Source organism: Micromonospora sp. DT229 (assembly GCF_049844505.1).
Classification (GTDB): domain Bacteria; phylum Actinomycetota; class Actinomycetes; order Mycobacteriales; family Micromonosporaceae; genus Micromonospora.
Genome location: NZ_JBNCLD010000007.1, coordinates 315,440 through 337,679 on the forward strand (window position 1 = coordinate 315,440; position 22,240 = coordinate 337,679).

General features: G+C 67.0%; 13 protein-coding genes. 6 read left to right on the forward strand and 7 right to left on the reverse strand.

What is annotated here, in order from left to right:
- Positions 1 to 276: 276 nt before the first annotated feature.
- The 3 genes from ACLQ2T_RS14375 to ACLQ2T_RS14385 form a co-directional block, all read right to left on the reverse strand.
- Positions 277 to 405: a hypothetical protein gene (locus ACLQ2T_RS14375; RefSeq protein ID WP_425766582.1), complete on the reverse strand. Its 129-nt coding sequence runs from the start codon at positions 403 to 405 to the stop codon at positions 277 to 279.
- Between the two features lie 334 nt (positions 406 to 739).
- The gene (locus ACLQ2T_RS14380; protein ID WP_425766584.1) at positions 740 to 1,120 is read right to left on the reverse strand and encodes a hypothetical protein; all 381 of its coding nucleotides are present in this window, start codon (positions 1,118 to 1,120) and stop codon (positions 740 to 742) included.
- On the reverse strand, positions 1,117 to 1,605 hold the full coding sequence (locus tag ACLQ2T_RS14385) for a hypothetical protein (protein WP_425766585.1): 489 nt from the start codon (positions 1,603 to 1,605) through the stop codon (positions 1,117 to 1,119). Before ACLQ2T_RS14385 ends, ACLQ2T_RS14380 begins: the two co-directional genes overlap by 4 nt.
- A gap of 127 nt (positions 1,606 to 1,732) precedes the next feature.
- Here ACLQ2T_RS14385 and ACLQ2T_RS14390 point away from each other — a divergent pair, with 127 nt between their 5' ends.
- The 6 genes from ACLQ2T_RS14390 to ACLQ2T_RS14415 all read left to right on the forward strand — a co-directional run bounded on the left by ACLQ2T_RS14390 (position 1,733) and on the right by ACLQ2T_RS14415 (position 5,544).
- Positions 1,733 to 1,969, forward strand: coding sequence for a GntR family transcriptional regulator (locus ACLQ2T_RS14390; protein WP_357532225.1), 237 nt, complete (start codon positions 1,733 to 1,735; stop codon positions 1,967 to 1,969).
- 6 nt (positions 1,970 to 1,975) lie between these two features.
- Positions 1,976 to 2,476 (forward strand): hypothetical protein, encoded by a 501-nt coding sequence (locus ACLQ2T_RS14395; RefSeq protein ID WP_425766586.1) that lies wholly within the window; start codon positions 1,976 to 1,978, stop codon positions 2,474 to 2,476.
- Between the two features lie 264 nt (positions 2,477 to 2,740).
- The gene (locus ACLQ2T_RS14400) at positions 2,741 to 3,628 is read left to right on the forward strand and encodes a helix-turn-helix domain-containing protein (RefSeq protein ID WP_425766587.1); all 888 of its coding nucleotides are present in this window, start codon (positions 2,741 to 2,743) and stop codon (positions 3,626 to 3,628) included.
- Positions 3,621 to 3,851, forward strand: coding sequence for a DUF397 domain-containing protein (locus ACLQ2T_RS14405; RefSeq protein WP_425766588.1), 231 nt, complete (start codon positions 3,621 to 3,623; stop codon positions 3,849 to 3,851). The genes ACLQ2T_RS14400 and ACLQ2T_RS14405 overlap by 8 nt, the downstream gene beginning before the upstream one ends.
- 48 nt (positions 3,852 to 3,899) lie before the next feature.
- Entirely contained in the window at positions 3,900 to 4,937 is a 1,038-nt protein-coding gene (locus ACLQ2T_RS14410; RefSeq protein ID WP_425766589.1) for a ParA family protein, read from the forward strand.
- A gap of 10 nt (positions 4,938 to 4,947) precedes the next feature.
- Positions 4,948 to 5,544 (forward strand): HEPN domain-containing protein, encoded by a 597-nt coding sequence (locus ACLQ2T_RS14415; protein WP_425766590.1) that lies wholly within the window; start codon positions 4,948 to 4,950, stop codon positions 5,542 to 5,544.
- 8 nt (positions 5,545 to 5,552) lie between these two features.
- On the opposite strand, the gene ACLQ2T_RS14420 is transcribed toward ACLQ2T_RS14415, so the two are convergent.
- The 4 genes from ACLQ2T_RS14420 to ACLQ2T_RS14435 form a co-directional block, all read right to left on the reverse strand.
- Complete coding sequence (locus ACLQ2T_RS14420) at positions 5,553 to 9,593, reverse strand: Eco57I restriction-modification methylase domain-containing protein (protein ID WP_425766591.1); 4,041 nt, start codon at positions 9,591 to 9,593, stop codon at positions 5,553 to 5,555.
- Positions 9,593 to 12,529: a helicase-related protein gene (locus ACLQ2T_RS14425; RefSeq protein WP_425766592.1), complete on the reverse strand. Its 2,937-nt coding sequence runs from the start codon at positions 12,527 to 12,529 to the stop codon at positions 9,593 to 9,595. The genes ACLQ2T_RS14420 and ACLQ2T_RS14425 overlap by 1 nt, the downstream gene beginning before the upstream one ends.
- A 41-nt stretch (positions 12,530 to 12,570) precedes the next feature.
- Entirely contained in the window at positions 12,571 to 18,798 is a 6,228-nt protein-coding gene (locus tag ACLQ2T_RS14430; protein ID WP_425766593.1) for a protein kinase domain-containing protein, read from the reverse strand.
- A gap of 492 nt (positions 18,799 to 19,290) precedes the next feature.
- Complete coding sequence (locus ACLQ2T_RS14435; protein ID WP_425766595.1) at positions 19,291 to 22,140, reverse strand: DEAD/DEAH box helicase; 2,850 nt, start codon at positions 22,138 to 22,140, stop codon at positions 19,291 to 19,293.
- Positions 22,141 to 22,240: the final 100 nt, after the last annotated feature.

Consider the following 22,240-nt stretch of genomic DNA (forward strand, 5'->3'; position numbering starts at 1 on the left):
GTTCTGAAGGCCCGATCTACGGGTTGCAGCATGAACACCTGACCAGCCTCTCCGATGCAGCTGGCCTGGGTGGCCTCGGCCCGATGTCGACGTCGGCCACACCGCCCAGCGCTCCGAGGCAGAGTCCGCTGTGGGCTGGCCGGATCCGGTAACCACCCGGGCGTGACTGGTCGACCGGCTCCAGCAGGCTGATGCGGCGCCCCCTCGCAGGTAGCCGGTGGCAACAGCGACCCGACAGCCACTTTCGCGTCGTCCACACTGAGGCAACCAACTCCCTCAACCGGGTGGTGCCCGGCACGCGCCGTCCTGGTCGTCTGGGCCGATCTCGATGCCTTCGAGCCACACCCACTGCCCGTCGTACCACTGGCTGATGTCCAACCGGACCCGGACCACCCGCAACCGCAACGGACCAACCCCGTACCGATAATCGGATTCGGCGAGCCGGACCACGTCGGCGACGCGGATGGCAGGCCGGCGGCCCGCGCGGCCTGCCGCACCCGCTACGCCAGCCGGTTACGGATCTGCGCGGGCGACAGGTCAAAGACGTTCATCGCCGGTACGCCCGCAGACACCGCGCAATGATCGAATCGGCCCAGGTCGCCCGCGGACAGGTGCCGTCACCCCGACAGTCCGGGCACTTCCTGGTACGCGGATCCGCACATCCAGGGAGCAAGCACGAAGATCTCCGCCCCGATCAGCGCACAGCCGAACACGACTGCCACTGCCCAGGTGGAGGCGCTTACGGTTCCGGAAAGCGGCGAGGCAGCGCGCAGACCCGGGCCAGCACCGGCCGCCACGCGCCGTCCTGGCCACCCGGCGTGATCTCGACGCCTTCGAGCCACACCCACTCCCCCTCGTACCACTGGCTGATGTCCAACCGGACCCGGACGATCCGCAGCCGCAACGGACCCGTGGCGTATCGGTAGTCGGAGCTGCGCAGCCGGACCACGTCACCGGGCACGACGGAAACCTGCGGCACTACCGGTACGCGGACCACCGCCGCCCCGACCGGTCGTTCCTCGGCGCACGGCAACCCGCTGCGGGCGGCCAGCGCCGCCTGGCGTGCCCGCAGGATCAGCCGGTTGCGGATCTGCGCGGGCGACAGGTCGAAGGCGTTCACGGCAGGTACGTCCGCAGAATGCGGGTGACGGTCGACTCGGCCCAGGCCGCCCGGGGACACGCACCGTCCGCGCGACAGTCCGCGCACTTTCGGGTACGCGGATCCTCGCCGGGCCGCCGCCAGTGCTGGTTCACCACCCGGTTCGCCCGCGCAAGCTGACCCGAGGTGATCTCGTCGCCCGACTGCACCCGATCGGGCTCGGCCGACGCAGGCCCCGCGCACTTCGGCGTCGGGAAGCTCCCCCGGTTCCGCCGCCCGGCCTCGGGGTGGCCCACCCGCCGGTTCCGCGACCCCGCCGGACGCTCCTCGGGCCGCTCGTAGACCTCCGCGCCGTCGCAGCGCGAGGTCACCCGCAGCTCCGGTACGACATGCTCCACCGATATTCGCCGGAACCGCCCCGGCACATCCCCGTCCGGCACGGCCTGCCCGGTCAAGTCCAACGCGACCGGCCCCGCCCGCAAGAACCACTTCCACCGCCTACCCATCGGCCCTCCCCTTGGAGCTATAGCTGCTGCTCCGAATCACTTTATAACTAAAGAAAGCAAAGACGCTATAGATTGTAACGATGGCATAGGTTGCAAGATCAAGCGCTGGTCGTGATGGACTCCGCCCATGGCAACCTACGAGCCGCTGTGGCGAAGGATCCGACGGGAGATCCAAGCCAAGATCGCCGCCGGGATCCTCAAGCCTGGCGACAAGTTGCCTACGACCAAAGAACTTGCCGAAGAGTACGAGACGTCGGGCGTGACGGTCCGGAAGGCTGTCGAACTGCTGATTGAGGCAGGCGTCCTGGAAGGTCGACAGGGCGTAGGCGTCTTCGTCGCCGACACCTCCGAGCAGGATTCCTGACCGCCGATGTCCGCGTACCTGGTGATCCTGGGCGACCGTGACGCCATCTCGTGGGTACTGCACGAGGAGCGCATGGCGTTCCCGGCGACACCGCGCGCGGAGGTGGCGGCGCTCGCCGCCGACGACCGCCTGTTCCTCTACGCCACCCGAGGCGCCTGGCGAAACCCCACCCGCGACCGTGGCCGGATCATCGGCACGGCAGTGGCCCGCTCCTCCGTCCGGAAGCTGGACGAGCCGGTCGAGATCGCGGGCCGCACCTTTGTTTCCGGCTGCGACCTGCGGATCGATAGCCTGGTGCCGTACCCGGGCGGGCTGGAATTGCAGCCACTCGTAGCGCAGTTGGCCGCCTTCCCCAACCCGCAGACGTGGAGCATCTACCTGCGCCGGGCGTTGCTGACCCTGCCAGCCCAGGACGCACAGCTTCTCGACTCGCTCCTCACGCCCATGACCATGGCCAGGACCCAGGCGCTGGGAACCTACAAGCCACCGGCTGCGGCGAGCAAGTAGCGACAGTCCCGAGTACGCGGAGCGGCAGATCGTCATGTCGCTGCCCTTCCATCCTGGACGCAGAGATTCGATCGGAACGCGGCGGCCGTCCGGGGGGGAATCGGCCAGCCGCCGCGCTGTGAGCATCCTGGAACACTCCGCAGTGGAGTTGCAACGTTCCAACGCTGAATTTCGCGGATATGCATTGACTTTCTTTCCTGTAACGGCTAGGTGTTACAACGATAGGTCACACAGCGTTGCGGACTGGAACCAAGGAGTGTGCCAATGGCCGAGGACATCGGATCGACAGTGCCGCGCCGACAACTCGGCCGACTGTTACGCCAGTTCCGCAACGAGGCCGGGGTGACGCTCGACGCCGCCGCCGAAGCCCTGGAATACAGCCGCCAGAAGATCTGGCGACTCGAATGCGGCATGGGCTCCGTCCGGGTGCTCGACGTCAAGGCCATGTGCGAGCTGTACGGCGTGTCGCCCGAGATGACCGAGGCCATGCGCGGCCTGGCCGCCGAAACCAAGTCCAAGGGCTGGTGGCACGCCTACGGCGACGCCGTACCAAGCTGGTTTGAGCTATACGTCGGCCTCGAATCCGCCGCCGCCCACCTCCGCGAGTACGGCGAAACCCTCATCCCTGGACAGCTCCAGACGCGCGCGTACGCACTTGGGCTTTACCAGCGTGGAAGCCGGTTGACCGCCGAAGAACATGAGCGGGCAGTCGATGTCCGGCTACAACGCCAAGCCCTCCTCAAGCGCCGGCTACCGCAGCCGCCACGCTTCGACGCTGTGCTCTCCGAGGCGGTGCTCCGCCGAGTCGTCGCCAACCATGAGGTGATGGCCGGACAGCTCTACCACCTACTCGAAGTTTCCGAGCTGCCGAACGTCTCCGTGCGGGTGGTTCCGCTAGCGGCAGGACCACACCCGGGAGCCGTCGCCGGGTCGTTCGTGATCTTGGACTTCCCGACGACCAATGGTGGTCGGACCGCTCCTGAACCGTCGGTGGTCTACAGCGAGTCTCTCACCGGTGCGCTCTACCTAGACAAGCCCGACGAGCTTCGGGCCTATGAGGACACCTGGGAGGGACTAGCCGCCCTCGCCCTCGGCGAGGCAGAATCGAGAGACATGATCAAGAGGCTCATCGGGGAGATGCAGCATGACTGACCTGACCGGTGCCATCTGGCGCAAGAGCACCCGCAGCGGCGACAACGGCGGCAACTGCATCGAGGTCGCCACCAACATCCCCGGCCTCGTCGCCGTACGCGACTCAAAAAACCCTGGGGGCCCTGCACTGCTTTTCACGCCAGCCGTATGGTTGTCCTTTTGTGAAGCAAACCAGCTTCACATGTTTCAGCTTCGCTTCGCTTCGCGTCACACGACCCGGTAACCACAAACTTGCTGCATATTGATAAAAACCCGACGGAACGGAAATTCATTGTCTTCATACGCTTTCTGGAACAACAAAGGTGGCGTCGGCAAAAGCTACCTATGCTTTGTCGCATCGTGCGAATACGCACGCCGCTATCCTGAGACGGACGTATATGTAATCGATCTTTGTCCGCAGGGAAACGTAAGCGAGACCCTCCTAGGCGGATACGAGACAAGCCCAGCAGCCATAAGAAGGCTTACCGGAGAAAGTCCCCGCAAGACGATTGCTGGATATTTGGAGTCCCGCCTAAGTTCACCGTTTAGGCAGCTTGACGACATTTCGCCTTATGTTACCCACCCCATCGAATTTAACAAGTCACTGCCGGACAACTTGTACTTGATCTGCGGCGACAACCTGCTTGAAATCCTGTCGGAAGCGATAAGGCAGACGTCGCAACTTGCCGTCCCGGTTGACGCCTGGAAGCAGGTTGTTGAATGGGTGAAGGACCTGACCGTCGCACTTTCTTTGAGGAGCGGGAATCGGGATTCGGTTTTCATGATTGACTGCAATCCAAGCTTCGCTATTTACACCCAACTCGGGCTCGCCGCAGCACGCAACATCGTTGTGCCCTTCACGGCAGACGACAGCTCCCGGAGAGCAATCGAAAATGTCGTCGCCCTTACTTATGGGATTGGCGACGATCATGTTGCCGTCTACTCGCGAATAAACTTCGCGAGGCGGGCAAAGGAGGAAGGCGTAAGCGTTCCACTCCTTCACACCTTTGTCAGCAACAGAGTCACTCTTTACGACGGCAAGCCATCTCGCGCTTTTCAGGCTGTCGCAAAGACCATTGAGAACACTCTCGAAGGAATTCATGTCAGGCACCGCGGCATCTTTGCGAACTCTTCCGTAAAGCCGAGCAAGTCGTTCGTGACAGTTCCCGATTACCATAGTGCTTGTATCGTTTCAGCAATGACTGGAACCCCTCTGCACCGATTGGTGGCAGGCCCACGAAAGCTCGCTGGCGTCGACTACGTCCAGGTGAACCAAGAGCCGCTGGATAGATACAGGAAGGCACTCGAGAGATTCGTAGACGCACTATAAGGGCAACGCAATGCCTTCGTCAGCAAGAGTTAAGTTCGGCGACGCAATATCCAACGCCAACCTGCTATGCCTCAGAGGGCGAGCCACGCTATTCTCTCGTCAACAACGACAAGTTCAGTACCATGCCGCACTCGCGGCGTCGGTCGCGGCCTGGGAGGCCTATATCGAGTCCGTCATACGGGCGTTCCTAAAGGAGATCGCAGACCCGTTAGACCCCAAGTTCTCTGCCCTTAGGAAGCTACTTGCGGACCGCATCGAAGGGGACTTGAAAAAGTTCAACACACCTAACTGGAAGAACTCGCGCGAGCTAATCTACAACTCAACAGGATACGACCCCATTAACGATTGGAACTGGCCGCAACGTCACCTCGGCGGGCCAGCTGTCCGGATCCGGCTAGACGAAATCTTGCAGGTACGACACAGCTTTGCGCACGGCTACTCCATGAAACCGTACTCATGGAACTGCGACTCCCTCGGAATGCCACGCCTGACTGCTGCTGCAACTGGCATGGTGAGCGCGCTGTTTAATCACCTCGCAAACGTGACAGATCGCGGCTTGGATCGGCATATCAAAAAGACCTACGGCAGACTTAAAGTCTGGTACTAGCACCCTTATCACCCCCCGACGGCATCAGCTGCCGGGTGACGCGGACCGTGTCCAGGTGACGGGCAGAGGGTCGACGCGTAGTTGTCGCCCTCAACCAGGGGGGTAGTCAGACTGACGCCGGCAAAAGCCATTCGATCATATTCGGATAGGATCAAATCTTTGGTCCGGTACGTTCCATATTTTGCCTCGTCCTTACGCTTGACGATTAGGAACGTCTCCATGATGTAGATGGCGTCATTACGGCAGATCCCGTAGAGGTGGAAGAAGAGAGCGTCAAGTTCGGCACGGATGGTGGCCCGCCGTTCCTCGTTCCACTTAAATGGGGCACCAACATCTCCCAGGTCACGCGCAAAATCCGACATATCATGGGAGCTGTAGGCAAGCTCAACAACCCGAGGGGTGATGAAACTCCGATGCGACATCAGTTGTTCAGGGCGAAACATGGGAAGCTGCATCATGCAGCCGAAGGTTAGATGGGTCCCACTAATTTTCTGGCGTGCCACGTAATCGAACGCAAACGCAGCTATCGCGCTACAGAGCAAGTCGCTGAAGATTACAGGTCCGAGAAAGGCAAGCGGATAGGTGTGTCCGATAGCCACCATCGGGACAACTGCATTAATCGCGGTACGCTCGTCGGTGGCTCGACAGATATCACGCCAACCCATGAGCCATCGACGATTCCACGATTTGCGAGCAAGCTGCGCTTCAACCTCGGACTCTGCAACCCAGTAGCGCGGGGCAACAACAGTCGAGTGACTTTCTTTTTCAGGAACCGTGCAGTCACGAATCACCTCCCCATCATCATATGTGGCCCAGCGATGGTCGTAGTGGTGGAGCATCTTTGCTTCGTAGAGCGGGAGCATCTTGGCGGCGCCCTTGGTGAAGACGTTTCCGGTGAGGGTCCAGCTATCTGATTCGAGTTCCTCACGGGTGCGGAAGAGGTGCGAGTCGCTCGTCATGTTGAATAAGCCCTGCATGAACGACACACCCCACGGGTTGCCGCTTGGGTCACCTTCCTTTATAAGGATCGGAACCCGACGGTAGATGCCCAGCGTGATTTCAGCGTCGCGCCGGGAACGGAAGATGGGGCAGGTCCCCGTGTTAGGGTTGAGAAGGCTGATTTCTTCGGGAGTAAGGGTAAAGACCTTTTCAGCGTCACCAAGTTCGGTCGGATCGTGGAGGAAGAAGGCGAACTTGGCAGCCGGTTCGCGGAAGGCACGCCCAACCAAGGACAGGATGCTGAACTTGAACGAACGGTGCACTCCAGGAAATAGGGGAAGCGCGTTCTCGAAGTCGTAGAGGGCTGCGATCGAGCCGTTAAGCACTAGATCCTTGAAGAAGAACTGCGTTGTGGCATCCGTTGCGATTCCCGTCGGAAGGATCATTCCCATCCGGCCATTGGGGTCTGCCAACTTACGCCCCTGCTCAGCGAAGACGGGGTCCGTCTTGATCCTGCCACGTCCACACAGCGGGAAGACTCCGGAGTTGCTGGCAAAGTGTCGGACGCCATCGACTTCGCGTTTTGCGGCCTCGTACGCCTCGTGCAGCAACGGGTTTGCGTTGCTCAGCCCGGCGATAAGCTTCTTTCGCTTCGCCCCCGCCGCCTCAGCGATCTCGGGTGCCCGAGCCGAGAAGAATTCCTGCTCCTTGAGTTCAAGGTGCTCCCAGGGCGGGTTACCCAAGACGCAGTCGAAGCCGCCCTCCCAGCCCGTCGCCGCCTCGACGCCCGTGTCGTATTCCGGTACCTCGAAGACCTCGGGAAACTCCAGGTGCCAGTGGAAAAACCTGTACTGGTCGCAGAGGCGAGCAATCTCGTCGTGGGTTGCCTGCGGGGCAGCCGATGCGTCAGGATCTTCCAGCGCCCGGAACACGTCGTGCGTAACGGCCGGTGGGGCATCGGCCGTCTTCCACCACATGAACGCGGCACACCAGGCATCGGCAACGTGCAGCGCTCGGCCGTACTCGTCGGAGTTTTTCCAGGTCTGGTAGGCGGACGCCTGCCTCCGGACATCGCCGAGATCGTCAGCGGGGGCCGTAGTGATGCGACGCAGATCCCGGGCAAAGACGATGTTGGCTACCTTCGTGCCTCTGTCCAAGTCGAAGAGGGTGCCCTGGCCCTCTCGCTCCTTGGCGTTCTGCTTTTCCAGGGACTTGGCGTACTTCTTGTCGTCGCCCTCGATGGGCTTGAATGCCTCGTCGGGGATGCCCTTCTTGAGCAGGGCGGGGGTGGCGCCGATCAGGGCGTTGCCGCATTTGATGTGGGCGTCGAGGAAGCTCAGGGGCTTGCCGGGTTCCAGGGCCTCCATCCAGAGGGAGACCTTGGCTAGTTCGACGGCCATCGGGTTGAGGTCTACGCCGTAGATGCAGCGGGCGACGACCTCGTGTAGGGCGGTGCGTACGGCGTCGGTGGTGGGCTCGGGGTTGCGCTCACGGACGGCGGCTACCCGCTTGGCGATGCGGCGGGCGGCGGCGACCAGGAAGTGACCGGAACCGCAGGCCGGGTCGCAGACGGTCAGCGACAGCAGTTCGTTGACGATGTGGTCGCTCGGGTCGGGTTGGCCGGCGGCGGTGCCGGCCTGCTCGGCACGCTTGACCGCGTCGTCGATGACCGGGTCGAGGGCCGAGTCGAGCAGGCAGTCGATAAGCGAGGACGGGGTGTAGTAGGAGCCGGTGGTCTTGCGGGTGTTCCCGGCCAGTTCGACCAGCTCGAAGGTCCGGTCGACGGCGCTGTGCTTCGGCACGAGTTCCAGCAGGGATTCGTAGATCGAGCCGAGTTCTTCGGCGTCCAGGTTGCGGTAGTCGACCGTCCGCCAGCGGCGGGTGCTGGTGTCGCGTACCAACGACAGGTGTCGGACGGCGGTCAGCAGGTGATCGTTCGACAGCGACAGGCCACGCAGCGGGTTGTCGGCCTCGGCGTGGTCGAAGAGGCCACCGAGGCCGGGCAGGCCCAGTTCGGGGCGGCCGTTCTCGTCGCCGAGCGCGTCGAGCACGAGGCGCAGCGCCTGGTAGAGGTCGCTGTGGGTGGTGCCTCGACGGCGGCGTGCCTGGGCGCGCAGCCGGGCCGACGAGAAGTAGGCGGCGTAGCGTTCGCGGGCCTGGTCGTCGGCGTCTGGGTGGTGCAGGGCGTCGCGGTCCTCGGCGACGAAGAGGAACAGCAGCCGGTAGGCCAGGCGCAGCAGGGCGTTGTGCAGGGCTTGCGGGTCGACGTTCTCGCGCAGCGCAATGTTGTCGGGGTGACGAAGGAAGCCGGTGCCGAGAGCGGTGATCGCCTCCTGGACGCCCTTGCGGAGCTGGTCGAGCGCGCGGGTACCGGCGGCGATCGCCTCGGTGCGCCACTTCTCCAGCCAGCAGGTTGACGGGGCACTGCCCTCCGCCACCTCGAAGCGGGAGACGTGCAGGAGACGGTAGAGCAGGACGAATTCGCTGAACAGTTCGCCGTCGAAGATGGCTTCCAGGTCGAATTCGACGTAGGCGGCGGTGGCCAGGGCGCTGGAGTCGCGCAGCAGGCGCAGTTGCCGGCCGTTGGTAAGCACCCCCCACAGGTGGGCTTCGGAGCGGTTCAGCAGCTCCTGCACCAGCGACTGCGGCGGCACGCTGCCCGCACCGCCCGGACGCTTGTCGAGGGTGGCGTTCCACGGCACCAGGTGGATCGGGACGTGGTTCCAGCGGTGGCTGATCGGGAAGGTCTTGTTGCCGTCGTCGGAGCTGATTCCGGTGTCGCCGAGCACGGTCAGCGGGCCGAAGCCGAGTCCTTCGCCGAAGAGCGGAAGCAGCCACTCGGCGACGGCCAGGCCGGTCGGGTCGGCCGGGGTCTCGGCTGGCGGGGCGACGGGCAGCCGACCACGCAGCTCTTTCCAGACCGACTTGAGGTAGTCCCAGTGGCGTTCGGCGTCGTCGCGTACCGACCGGGAGCCGACCACCTTGTAGTCGGCGGGTTTGGCGCCGCTGACGTCGCGGCCCTCGGAGATGCGGACCAGCATGTCAGCGGGGATCAGGCCGCCGATGGTGTGCACGGCGGAGAAGACCTGGTTGCGGGCGGTGGCGGACATCAGGCGTTGCCTCCGGCGGCGGGGGTGGACGCGGGCAGGTAGACGTAGGCGCCGAGGACGTCGGGGCGGTCCTGCGCGGTGACGGTCAGGCCGCGGACGATCTCACCGGCGACACTGCGTACCCGGCGGTGCGAGGCGAGCAGTTCGGCGGCCAGCTCCTCGCCGTACCCGGTCAAGTGGTCGGTGACCTCGGGCAGGCCGCCGAGGATGCGGCGCATGGTGCTTTCGGCGAAGTCCCGGTCGGTGTTCTCGTCGGCGCCTGCGTCCAGTAGCCGCAGCGCGTCGGCGGTCGGCAGCCAGGTGGCGTTGGCGGGTGCGCCGGAGAAGGCCAGCAGTCGGGCGTCCTCGGCGACGAGCTGCCGGGTGCCGGAGCGCGACGGCAGGGTGAGGTGGAAGCGGTAGCGGACCAGCAGCAGGGTGGTGCGGGTGGTCACCGCGCGGGTGCGGATGACGCCGCAGCGGCGGGCCGGGCGGGCGCCGGTGACCTGGGTGTCCAGGGCGGCGTTGAGGACGTACCCGGCCAGGGCCACCACCGCCGGGTCGGTGCGGACCAGGGCCGCCTCGCCGCGTGCCACGGCGGCGCTGCTCCGGAACAGCACCGGTTTGCCCGTCTCGACGGCGTCGCCGCCGAGCACCGGGGCAAGGGTGTCGCGTAGGCCGGCGGGGGTGCCGCTGACGTCGGCGGCGAAGTCACCGGAGCCGTCCGGCGCGTCCCGCAGCACCCCGTCGAGGGCGCGCAACGACTGGCGTACGAAGTCGCGGATCTCGGCGGCCCGGCCGAGGGTGTCGCGGATCGCGGCGACCTCGCGGGCCACCTCGTCGGGGCGGATGGTCTGCTGGGCGAAGCGGGACCGGGACGCCTTCTCCTTCTCGGCGGCCGACTGCCATTCGCTTTCCAGAGCGGCGGCCTTCTTGTCGATGGCGCGGTACTCCTCGGCGTCGAAGAGGCTGCCCTGCCCCTCCTCCCGGCCGCGCAGCAGCAACCATTCCACGATCGCGTCGGTGACCCCCTGCGAGGCGGCGTCGGGCACGGAGACGGAAATGCCGAGGTCCTTGCGGATCTGCCGGTGCTTGCGGATCAGCACGTCGAGGACCTTGCCGTCGATGCCGTTGTCGCTGCCCCACAGGGTGATCACGCGTACCTTGTCGCGTTGCTGGCCGTACCGGTCGACGCGGCCCTCCCGCTGGTCGTGGCGCGTGGGGTTCCAGGCCAGGTCGTAGTGGACGACGGCGTCGAAGTGGTGTTGCAGGTTCACACCCTCGGAGAGACAGTCCGTGGCGACCAGCACCCGGCGGGCGGCCGGATCGTCACCGGCCTCGCGGGCCAGGTCCTCGATGCGTTGGAGGCGCTGCTGCGGCGACAGGGTGCCGGTGACCGCGCGGACCACAGTCTTCCTGCCCAGCACGTCGGCCAGGTGTTCGGCGACGTACTCGGCGGTGGGGATGTAGCGGCAGAACACGATCGGGTGGTAGCCCTCCTTGAGCAGGGCCTTGAGGTGCCTGGTCAGGGCGGCGAGCTTGAGGTCCCCGGTCGGTCCCTCCAGCTCGGCGGCACGGACGGCCAGCTCGGCTAGGCGGCGGCCGGCGTCGACCTCCACCCCGCCGGTCTCCGCGCCGGGCGCCACGTCCAGCCCTTCCAGCGCGTCGGAGTCGACGGAGTCGCTGGTCAGCGGGGCACCGAGCCGGTCGGCTTCCTCGGCGGTGTCGGCGGTCGCGGTGGCCGAGCGGGTCCGCAGGGTCTGCGCGGCGGCACGCGGTGAGGAGACCAGGGAACGCAGCAGGGCGATCGCCGACCACCAGGCGATCCGGGCCTCCCGTCGGCCCCGGCTGTCCGCGGCGGTCACCCGCTCACTGGCGTACGCGATGGCGTCGTCCAGCAGCGCCCGGTAGCCCGCCGACAGTTTGTAGGTCTCGTCCTTGAACTCGCGGTCGGTGGGGAAGCTGGTCTTCTCGGCGAGGCTGTCGTCGGCCAGGCCGTCGCTGCGGGTGAGGTACTGCCGCACGTCGGCGCGCTTGCGGTGCACGAAATGCTGGGCGAGCAGCCGGCGGCCCACCTCCGAGCCCAGGTCGACCGTGGCCAGTTCGGGCCGGACCAGGCCGAGCAGGTTACGGAAGGCGCTCTCCTTGCCGCTGTGCGGGGTCGCGGTCACCAGCAGCAGATGCCGCTCGGGGTCGGCGGCGACCCGGTGCAGCAGCTCGTAGCGGAGCTGGTTCTGGGTGTTGCTGCCCTCGTCGGCGGCCACACAGGTGTGCGCCTCATCGACGATCACCAGGTCCGGGCAGTGTCGGACGAAGTCGTCGCGGTGCCGGGTGGACTTGATGAAGTCGGTGGAGACGATGACGTGCGGGTGCCGGTCGAACAGCGACTGCCCCAGGTCCAGGCCGCGTTCCAGTCGGGACACCGTGGAGGCCAGCACCAGTTCGGCGTCCAGGCCGAACTTGGTGCGTAGTTCGGCCTGCCACTGCTCGGCCAGGGCCGGTGAGCAGAGCACCGCGAGCCGGGTGGCACTGCCCTGCGCCAGCAGCTCGGTGGCGATCAGGCCCGCCTCGACGGTCTTCCCGATCCCGACATCATCGGAGATCAACATGCGTACGGTCTTCTGCCGCAACGCCATCAGCAGCGGCACCAACTGGTAGGCGCGGGGTTCTACCGCGATGCCGGCAAGCGAGCGGAACGGGCCGGCGCCGGAGCGGAAACCGATCCGCAGCGCGGAACGCAGCAGGCCCGCCGCCTGGGCGTCCCCCAGGTCGGTGGGGGCCGGCGGGGCGAACTGGGCGTCGGTGACCGCCTCGATGTCGGGGAAGACGGCCGCGACGTCGTCGTCGGCTCCGCCGAGCGGGCGCAGGACCAGCATGTCGGGGGCGCTCTCGGGCAGCACCACCCACTCACGGCCGCGCGCGGAGACGAGGGAACCAGGGGTGTACGAGGGAGGCATGGCGTCTTCCGAATCGAGGGGAGGTCAGGGGTTGGCGCAGGTCAGGCGCCGAAGTAGCGCTTGTGTTCGTCGACGATGGCGGCCCAGTCGGCGTCGTGCGGGAAACGGACCACCTCCCAGGCGCTGTCGTAGAGCCGCTCCTCGGCGTCCCGGTCCCGTTGGGTGACGAACGCGTGTTCGTGCACCGGCCCGTCGATGAAGACGGCCACGTTGACCCCGGGCAGCCGGTAGACGAAGTCGGGGCGGGCCAACGCCTCCGGAATGAGCGTCTGCGCCTCGTCGGGCAGCCGCAGCCCGCGCTCCTTCAACCAGGTGACGAACTTGCTCTCCAGGGCGGTGTCGGAGTTGTCGGCCAGCCGCCGCAGCTGCTCCGTGCGGGACTCCCCCTGCCCGGTCGGTTTGGCCGTGGCGGCGGCGAACCGCAGCAGCAGATCCCGCACGCTGTGCCGGTCGATGAACCGGTGGTTGAGCTGGTTGCCGTAGGTGAGCAGGCATTCGTAGCAGCCCAGGGCGCAGGGCCGCTTCTCGTCCGGGCCACCCAGGTCGGTGCCGTCGGGGGCGAAGTGGCAGATGGCCAGGGCTTCGGCGGCGGCCCGGGCCAGGGCGTTCGGGTCGGACTGCATGAGCCGCAGCACCCCGGCCCCACCCTCGGCGGCCTCGGTGAACAGCATCCGCTCCCGAGGGCCCTCGTCCGGCGGCAGTAGTTCGGTGGTCAGCTCCGAATCCTCCAGCTCGAAGGCGGCCTCGATGCCCCGTTCCAGGGCGTACATCAGGGACAGGGCCACCGGCGGGTCCAGCGGCTCGTCGAGCTTGAGCACCAGGATGTTGCGCCGGTCCTCCACGTACGGGATGACGCGCTTCTTGCGGCGCTGCTCGTTGCCGTCGGCGTCCACCACCGGCATCTCCCGGGAGTCACCGGAGGCCTCCGCCGCGTCGCGTTCGTTCATCCAGCGCCCGTCGGCCGGGTCCAGCCAGAAACCGTCCGGTTCGTCGGGCTTGGCCCGCACCCGGCCCACATTGGTGATCCGGACCGTCGCCGAATCCCCGTACGACAGGGTCGCCAACCCGCCGACCTGGTCGGCGACGAGAGCGTCGCGGCGGCCCGGTCGGGCCCCGTGGTCGTGGAAGCGGTACGAGGTGACCAGGCGGTACCCGGCGCGGCGACGCTCCTCCTCGTCGGAGGAGATCCGCTCCCGGCGCTTGGTGAAGACGGTGTGCAGGTGCAGCAGGCCGACGGTCTTCTCCCCCAGCGGCGCGTCACACATCTGGCAGCGGTCGGCGTTGCCCTGCACGTCGTGGTGGTAGCCGCACTGCCCGCAGCGGCGTGCCTCCCCGGTGACCACATCCCCGGCCGCGTCCGGCGGCAACTGGATGCGGGTCACCTGGTAGCGCGCCCCCTCGTGATAGATCAGGGCGCCCGGCCCGAACTCCCGAATGGCCAGGAAACGGGGCCGTTGCAGGTAGTCCCCCTCACCGGAGCGTCGCCCGGTGGTCGGCACGTACGCGGCCAGCGGCAGCCGGGGGAAGGAGTAGCCGGGCAGGAAACCCTCACTGGCCAGATAGCGGTACGGGTTGAAGTCCGACAGCACCGACTTGCTTTCCACACTCTCGTTTTTGAGCAGGGTGAGCTGCGTCTCGGCCTCCTTGCGGCGGCCCTGAGCGATGTGACGATCACGTCCGGAGAGGGTGTGATCCAACACCCGCCGGTTCTGTTCGGCCTGGTCGACCAGGGCCGCCTTGAACAGGCCGCGCCACCGGTCGAAGGCCCGGTCGAACCGTTCCGGGGTGGTGCGTACGGTGTCCTCGATCCACCGCTCGTCCCACCAGCTCGACTGCGCGTACTCGGGCAGTAGCCCGGCGAAGACGCGGCGGGCGGCGCGGGCGGCCCGCTCCTGAGAGGCGGGGTCGCGCAACGCGGCGGCCAGGTGGTCGTGCAGCGGCAGCGCCGGGTTCGGCAGCCGGGAGTCCTCCGGGTAGCTGATGTCGATGCTCTCCGGAATGGTGCGGCCCAGCTTGATGCCGGCCTCCGCCAGCCAGATCGCCTGCACATGGGAGCGCACCAGGTCCTCGTTGGCCAGGTCGAGGCGGGGTGCGGCCACCGCACCGGCGACCATCCGGTCCGAGCGGCGGAAGTAGTACTGGTCGTGGCTGTTTCCGGTGGCGCAGTAGGTGGTCACCAGGGCCGGTTGGCCGGAACGGCCCGCCCGACCGCTGCGCTGGGCGTAGTTGGCCGGGGTGGGCGGGACGTTGCGCATCATGACGGCGTTGAGTTCGGAGATGTCCACACCCAACTCCATGGTCGGCGAGCAGTAGAGCAGCTTCAGCTCGGCCTTGCGGAAGGCTTCCTCCCGCTTCTCCCGCTCCACCGGGTCGACCTGGGCGGTGTGTTCCCGGGCGGCCAGGCCGGCCAGGGCCCCGGCCGCGCTGCGGTAGAGGTCCCGGAAGAAAGTGTTCACCCGGGGGCCGTCGCCGCTGGCGTAGGTGCGGGTCAGCGGGTCGTGGCTGCCCGTCTCGCCCCGCCCGGCCCGCCACAGCAGCGCGGCGGCGGAGACCCGGTAGCCGGTCAGTGGCGTCTCCGCGCGGCGGTAGCGGCCGGGGCGCTGGGGTGCCTCGACGACCTCGGTGACCTGACCGCCGTCGCTGAGCACCTTGAGCAGATCCACGATCATCTGCTGGGCGTCGTCGAAGGACAGGCCGGTGCCGAAGTGCGCCCGTCGCAGATACTTGCCGAACTTGCCGCGCCCGGACAGGAACAGCCCCGAGCGGTCCAGGCCCGGCTTCGACCCCTGGGGATAGGCGGTGCCGACCTTCGGCTGGTCGCTGGTGGCGAGCACCCACGGGTCGACCAGCAATTCCTCGCTGGCCCGTTGGAGGGAGTCGAAGTCGCCCCGGAAGTACTGCACATCGACGGCCAGGGCCCGGCGCATCTCGTTGAGCAGCGCCCGGATGATCTCGGCGCGCTGGTCTGCCTCCGCGTCCTGCAGTCGGCGGTCGGTGCCGGTCCAGCGTTCCTGCGACGTGGCGAGCCATTCGGCGTCCGGATAGTCGATCACCAACAACCCGGTCTGCTCCAGGTTGGGCATGGTGATCCGCCAACCCCGCTCAAGATCGAGGTAGAGGCGGTAGGCGACCACGTCGCGCAGCGCCTTGGCGGCCCGCTTCATCATCATCGGCGGCAGGTTCTCGCCCCGGGCGTAGTCACCGGGTCGCAGTTGCAGCGCCTCGGTCACCTTGGCGGCGAGATCCTCGTGCACGATGCCGTCCGGTTCGGCGAGCACCGCCTGATAGAGGGCACCCCGCAGTTGGGTGATCTGCACGAAGTCGTTGAAGTGACCGGCTTGCAGCGAGGCGTCCTGCCGGTTGTCGACGAAGGTCAGCAGCTTGCGGGCCTTCGCGTCCAGGGCCTCGGCGGGCGCGCTGAGCAGCGACCGCACGATCGACGCCGAGACCAGTGAGGTGGCCGAGGAGCGTCCCTCCTGGTCGAGAGTGGCCAGCTTGGCGAAATCCCGGCCCCGGGTCTGCTCATAGCTGACCCCGCAGTGCAGGCAGAACGAGAACGGCGAGGGTACGAAAGCGGCCCGCAACTCGCCGCGCCCCTCGAAGCCCTGCGGGTCGACGGTCACGGCCCTCGGCACCCGGTCGCGGTAGGTGGCCCGGACGGTCTCCTGGCCACTGGGGTCGGCCTCCAGCCACGACTCGGGCAGGCGGCGTTCCTCGATCGCCCGCTGCACACTGGTCGGCCAGGGCCGGTCGGAATCGATGTAGAGGTAACCGTCGTCGGTACGACCCCCGGTGGCCGCGGTGTCCCGGCGCGGTTCGTAGACGGCGTAGCCGTCCCGTTCGACCCGGAAGACCGTCAGGTATTCCTGGCCGCACTCACGGCAGAAGGCCAACGGCAGCAGGATCTTGCGGTCCGAGCCGGGCAGGACGAGTTGGTACTCCCGGGTCAGGTGGCGGGTCAGTTCGTCCTCGAGGGTCACGTAGACGGTGTCACCCTTGGCCAGGAACTGATGCAGTCGGAACGCGAACAACGGCCGCTCGGTGACCGGGTGCCGCGCTTCCGAACCGGCCTTGAGCACGTCCCGGATGGCCTTGCCGCACTCGGCGGCGGTCAGGCCGCTGTGCTGTGCCAGCTCCACCGCAGCCTGCTCGATCTTCGCCGGACGCTGCCGGACGAGTCGCCCGTCGTCCTCGACCAGGCCGAACCGGGTCTCGATCCACCGGGCCAGCGGGTCGTTGACCAGATCGCCGTACGCCCGGGGTGCGCCGGGTGCGCGTAGCCGATCGGCGGAAACGGTGTCCGGTGCGGGGCCGGTGGCGCGGACCAGGGTCTCCCCGATCACGTTGTCCGGGGTGACCTCGGTGCCGAACAGGGTGGTGGCCACCCGGGCCACCGCGTCCCGCTGGTCGTCCAGGCTGCCCTCACTGGAGATGGTGGCGGAGGTGCCCACGCACTGAAGCTGGTCGGCGCGGCACGCCTCGCGCACGCGGCGGATGAGCAGGGCGACATCGGCGCCCTGCCGACCTCGGTAGGTGTGCAGCTCGTCGAAGACGAGGAACTCCAACCCCTCCGCCATTTTGATCAACGATCGCCGGTCGTCCGGGCGGGTGAGCATCAGCTCCAGCATCACGTAGTTGGTGAGCAGGATGTCCGGCTTGCGCTCCCGGATCTCCCGGCGGCGCTCGTCGCTCTCCTGACCGGTGTACCGGGCGTAGGTGACCGGCTCACGACCGGGCCCGTAGCCGTCCTGGAGATACTTGTCGAGTTCCTTGAGCTGGCTGTTGGCCAGCGCGTTCATCGGATAGACGATGATCGCCCGTACGCGCCTCTGGGGTTTGGGTCCTTCCTGCTGACGTGCCCGCAGCACCCGGTCCACGATCGGCACGATGTACGACAGCGACTTGCCGGAACCGGTGCCGGTGGTCAACACGTACGAGGCACCCGACTGTGCCTTCTCGATGGCCTCCCGCTGGTGCTGGTGCAGCGTCAGCGGCCGACCGTCACACTCCGTGCCACCCTCGGTCTTGCGGGCCTGGAAGATCCGGGCGCACTCCTCGTGCAGAATGCCCTGGCTTACCAACTCCAGGATGGAGCCTCCGGAGGCGAAGAACGGGTTGAGCGAGACCCACGGGTCGGGCCACTGCGACTTGTTGTTCAGGTCGTCCTCGACGAAGGCCGCGATCCGGTCGTTACGGATGACGGTCCCACCCTCGGTGAACGCCCGGTAGTCCTTGATGAGCTGCCGGTGCACACCGAAGACATCCATCCCAGCCGGGCCGGCGGTGGCCAGCACCCCATCGGTGGAGGCTGCCGGCGGCACCGCAGGGGTGCTCTCCGCCGCCTTCGCGGCCAGGGGTCTCACGGGATCGAACTCATCCCAACCCGGCACGGTGTCCGCGCCCTTAGCGTGCGGACGCAACGCCTCGCGGACACTCACCGCGTCGGCCGGACGGTCGGCGGGGTCCTTGGCCAACAGTTGCGTGAGCAGCCGGGCCAGTCCGGCCGGCACGTCGGAGCGCATCAGGCCGATCGCGGGTACGGGTTCCTCACGGTGCTTCTGACTCAACTCGTACGCGGACTCGCTGAGGAAGGGCGGGACTCCGGTCAGCAGCTCGAACAGCACACAACCCAGCGCGTAAAGGTCGGCGGCCTGGGTGACGGCGGCGGCCTGGAACTGCTCCGGCGCCATGTAGCGGGCGGTGCCGACGGTCACTCCCGTGCTGGTCACCCGGCCGGTGGCATCGTCGTCGAGAATCCGGCCCATGCCGAAGTCGAGCACCTTGACCACGCCGCCGCGCAGCAGCATGACGTTGGACGGTTTGAGATCCCGGTGCACGACGCCGACCCCGTGTGCGGCGGCCAGCCCGTCGGCGATCTGCGCACCGATGCCGGCCACCCAGGAGATTGGCAGTTGCGGGTGCTCGGCGACGAGGTCTCGTAGGGTCTCTCCGTCGAGCAGTTCCATCGCGATGAAGGGCAGCTTGTCGGCCTGGGCCGCACCGGCGATGATCCGGGGCAGGTTGGGGTGGTCGAGCTTGCGCATGATGCGCACCTCACGCTCGAAGCGCTGCCGTGCCTTGGCGTCGCTCGCCGTGTCGATCATCGCGCCGGACCGGCTACGCAGGATCAGCTTCAACGCCAGGATCCGATCAGGGGATCCCTCCGCAGCCGACATGTCCTCAGCCCGATGGACCTCGCCCATGTTGCCCTTGCCGATCGCGGCCAGGATGCGGAACCTGCCCGCCACCCAGTCGTTCGCCCCAGTCAATGCTCAACGCTCCCAGCTCGTCGTGCATCGCAAGCGTGGGGCGTTTCAGTTCTGCAGAACCAAGCACTCCGTCAGGCCGGCGCCCCCTGCCGAAGGCCGTACTTCGACACCTCAGCAGTTGAAGGTTGCTCGCGATAACGTCCGTGGAGTATGGATGGTTCGGCATGGCGCGCGGTACTCGTCCGGATAGCGAAAATGCCCAGCCGAACGTCGATCCCTTGACAGAGTTCGACCCATGCCTCGACCGGTGAAGGTCGCCAATGCCCCCAGGCGCCCTGAGGAGTGCCGCTCCGCGCACACCCGCAGACCACTCGGGACCTGCGAGTATTCCTCACATCGAGGATGGGCCGCCCACCCGGAAGTCGACACATCTCCATACGTCGGCGGGGCTGTCGGCACAGGATGTGGGCTTAGGAAGCGGGATCGCGAAGCCATGGAGCCAGCTGTCGGATTGCCGACTCAGGTGCCGCCCCTCGGCGAAAGCACCCACGGTCAACGCCGTCGGCTTGGGTGTCGCTCCCGCGCAAGACTGTGGTCGGCGACCTGTCGTCCCGCTCCCCTGTCGCAGGACGGGCATCCATAGCCAACCGTCGGCAGGCCACGCCGTCCCACCTCGAACCGCGTCAACGTACGCTCACACCGCCCGCACTCATCGCCAAGCTGGCCGCTGCCGGGGGCGGTGCCGGGGCGACGGCGTTGTGCCCGCCGCACCGCGTCCGCGAACGCCGGATGGCGAGTCCGCAGCACCACACCCGGGTCGGGACCGAGCAGTGCGCCGGTAGACGTCCAGACCACATCGCCGATCACCGCACTGGATTCGAGAATCGGCAGGCAGGGTCGGATGTTGACCCCTCTCCGCTTCGCCTCCAACGCCTCGGCCGAGGGGTAGCCATCCGGATCCGGCTCGACCCAGATGGTCACCGGCTCAGTCTGTACGTCCTGCTCGGCGATCAGCTTCAGCGACGCGATCAACGGATGTAGGCCCACCAACGGCGCCCGGGGAAGCCACATCTCGACGGACCCGGCCTCGGCCAGGTCATCCCGCATCAGGGCGATGACGTCACCTGTCACCCGCTGGGTGACCCCGCTGTCGAGGGCCTCCTCCCACGGCACGACCCGACCTCGCTCCAGCAGCGTCGCAAAGAACCGCCACACCGCGTCTCTGCTGGTGCGCTGCCGGTGCATCCGATCCAGCGCCGCGATGACCATCAGGTGATCGCGGGCGCGGCTGGCGGCCACGTTCAGCAACCGGGCGCCGTCCCCGCCCGATTCGCCCTCGGTGAACCACCGGTGCAGGGGCCGCACCCCGATACCGCTGTCCACCGTGTCGTAGACGACGATGTCCCGCTCCCCACCTTGAAACCGGTGCACCGTGGACGCCGCCCATGCCTCCTGCTCCAAGTCGGGAAGGAGTGACTCCAGCAGTCGGGCCTGTGCGGCGAAGGGCGAGATGACGCCTAGGCTGGCCAACTCACCGCCCGCCTGCGCGAGCAGCCCGGCGACAAGTTGTGCGTGCATCAGGTTGTACCGGGACGACATGCCCTGCTTGCGGGCAGTACGGGCACCGATGCGAGACGTGTCCAGCAACAGGAGTTCACCATCGGCCCACACTGCCCCGCTGCTCCGCGGCCTGGCAGAGATCGTCTCGGCGGAGATCAGCTGGTTTTCCGGATAGAACGCCTCGCTCACGACGGCGTTGATGTCGTCACGCATACGATGCTGCTCCGTCAGCGCGACGAGCCGACCCGGCGCTGCTCCCCTGCCCACCGCGGCATCGACGGCAGCCTTCTCGAACGGGCTGTTGCGCAGCCACTGCCGCGCTTGCGCAGTCTCGGCAATCACGACCGGCGGCAGTTGCCGAAAGTCGCCCGCGACGATGGTGTGCCCACTGCCCGCACCGGCGACCAGCAGCGCCAGCGCCGTCGTGGTCATGCTCGCCTCGTCGAGAATCACCACGTCGAAGGTGAGTTCACGCAGGGTCCCCAGCACGACCTGATGAGAGGTGGCTGCCACCACCTCCGCTTCGCGGCACACCTGTCGGCGTACCAGTTGCAGAGATTCGTCGAGCTTTCGGAGCAGAGCGGTGGAGTCGGCCAGTTCCCGCTCCCAGGCCAGCCGCAGCACCTGCTCCTCTTCGGTGAGGCTCGCGTGGCGCCGCCCCAAATCCTTGAGCCGATCCCGCAGGTCGCGGTTGCGCCGGCCTTCGTCAACGCGCTTGCGGGCCAGGACCTCACCACGTTTAGCTGCGATCTCGTCGATCAGTACATGCCCCTCGCTGCGCCCGATGAGCGCAGTGTCCGAGGGCTGCCCGAGGCGTACCAGGCCACCCCCGGCAAGCTCAGGTATCACCTCCAGGACGGCACGGACAGCGACATCGACTGCGGCATTGGTGGGCCCGGTGAGCAGGACACGTGATCCGCGTATGCAGAGCTGCGCGACGAGGGTGCCGATGGTGGTGGTCTTACCGGTTCCAGGTGGACCCCAGAGCCAGGTGACACCAGGGGTGAGCCCAAGCTGGATGGCTTCCCGCTGGCCCTGGTTGAGCCGATCGACAGCTATGTCCGGCAGCTCCTGCGGCGCGGGATCACCTCCGGAGTCCAAGATGGCCACTGCTGCCTCGGCGTTGAAACCCGGGCCGCCCTGGGCCAACTCGCGCAGACGCTTACTCTGCGCGGAAAGCAGCCACGACAGGTCGCAGCGCAGCAGCGCCTCCGCCGGCACCGTCGCCGACGGTGGCACCGCCAGCGTGACGACGTTGCCGAAGACCGACACCACCTCGACGTCCAGCGGCACCCCGTCCACCACAAGCGTCGCCTGCGCGCCCTCAGCCACACCGAGATCACCTTCGGCATCGAAGCGCATCAGCTTCCGGGTCGTCGTGTCGGCAACCACGAAGCCGTTGTTGAGCGGCACATCCTGAAGGGTGCGCTTGTCGGTGACGGCCCGAAGCTCCTCATGTAGCGCTCGGGCAGCCTGCTCGGCGATTCGCGGCCACGAGTCCGGCACCGGTCCGATCGGCGGAACCGGTTCGTCCATCGAGATGCCGATCGAGGCGACGAGCCGGCGCACCTCCGCGAGGGCCTTGCGGGTTGCCGGCGACTCGGCCGGGCGTTGCACCGGCGGCGCGAGCGCCGTCTCGACCGTCGGGGCAGCCCAGTCACGCGGTATCCAGGTGTCGCCCTGAAGATCGGCGAGACCGTGAGTGGCGCAGGCGATGTAGATGGCGCTGCTGTCAGTCCGTACACCCGCCTGGGCCAGTGCCACAAGCAGGGCCTCCTGCGAAATCGGTCCGCGCGCCAGCGCGTGTTGTACGGCCTTGATGAGCCTGCGCTCGCTTCTCACTCCACATCACCCCCGACACCGCCCTACCCGTGAGCCGGCAAGGTAACCAGATCAATTGCCGGCGGGACAATCCACAGAGCAGGTTCCATCGTCGGACTTG

What these genes read in the sequence shown, in the direction of transcription:
- ACLQ2T_RS14385 (WP_425766585.1), bottom strand. Translation starts at nt 1,605, where the DNA reads ATGGGTAGGCGGTGGAAGTGGTTCTTGCGGGCGGGGCCGGTCGCGTTG.
- ACLQ2T_RS14390 (WP_357532225.1), top strand. Translation starts at nt 1,733, where the DNA reads ATGGCAACCTACGAGCCGCTGTGGCGAAGGATCCGACGGGAGATCCAA.
- ACLQ2T_RS14395 (WP_425766586.1), top strand. Translation starts at nt 1,976, where the DNA reads ATGTCCGCGTACCTGGTGATCCTGGGCGACCGTGACGCCATCTCGTGG.
- ACLQ2T_RS14400 (WP_425766587.1), top strand. Translation starts at nt 2,741, where the DNA reads ATGGCCGAGGACATCGGATCGACAGTGCCGCGCCGACAACTCGGCCGA.
- ACLQ2T_RS14405 (WP_425766588.1), top strand. Translation starts at nt 3,621, where the DNA reads ATGACTGACCTGACCGGTGCCATCTGGCGCAAGAGCACCCGCAGCGGC.
- ACLQ2T_RS14415 (WP_425766590.1), top strand. Translation starts at nt 4,948, where the DNA reads ATGCCTTCGTCAGCAAGAGTTAAGTTCGGCGACGCAATATCCAACGCC.
- ACLQ2T_RS14420 (WP_425766591.1), bottom strand. Translation starts at nt 9,593, where the DNA reads ATGTCCGCCACCGCCCGCAACCAGGTCTTCTCCGCCGTGCACACCATC.
- ACLQ2T_RS14425 (WP_425766592.1), bottom strand. Translation starts at nt 12,529, where the DNA reads ATGCCTCCCTCGTACACCCCTGGTTCCCTCGTCTCCGCGCGCGGCCGT.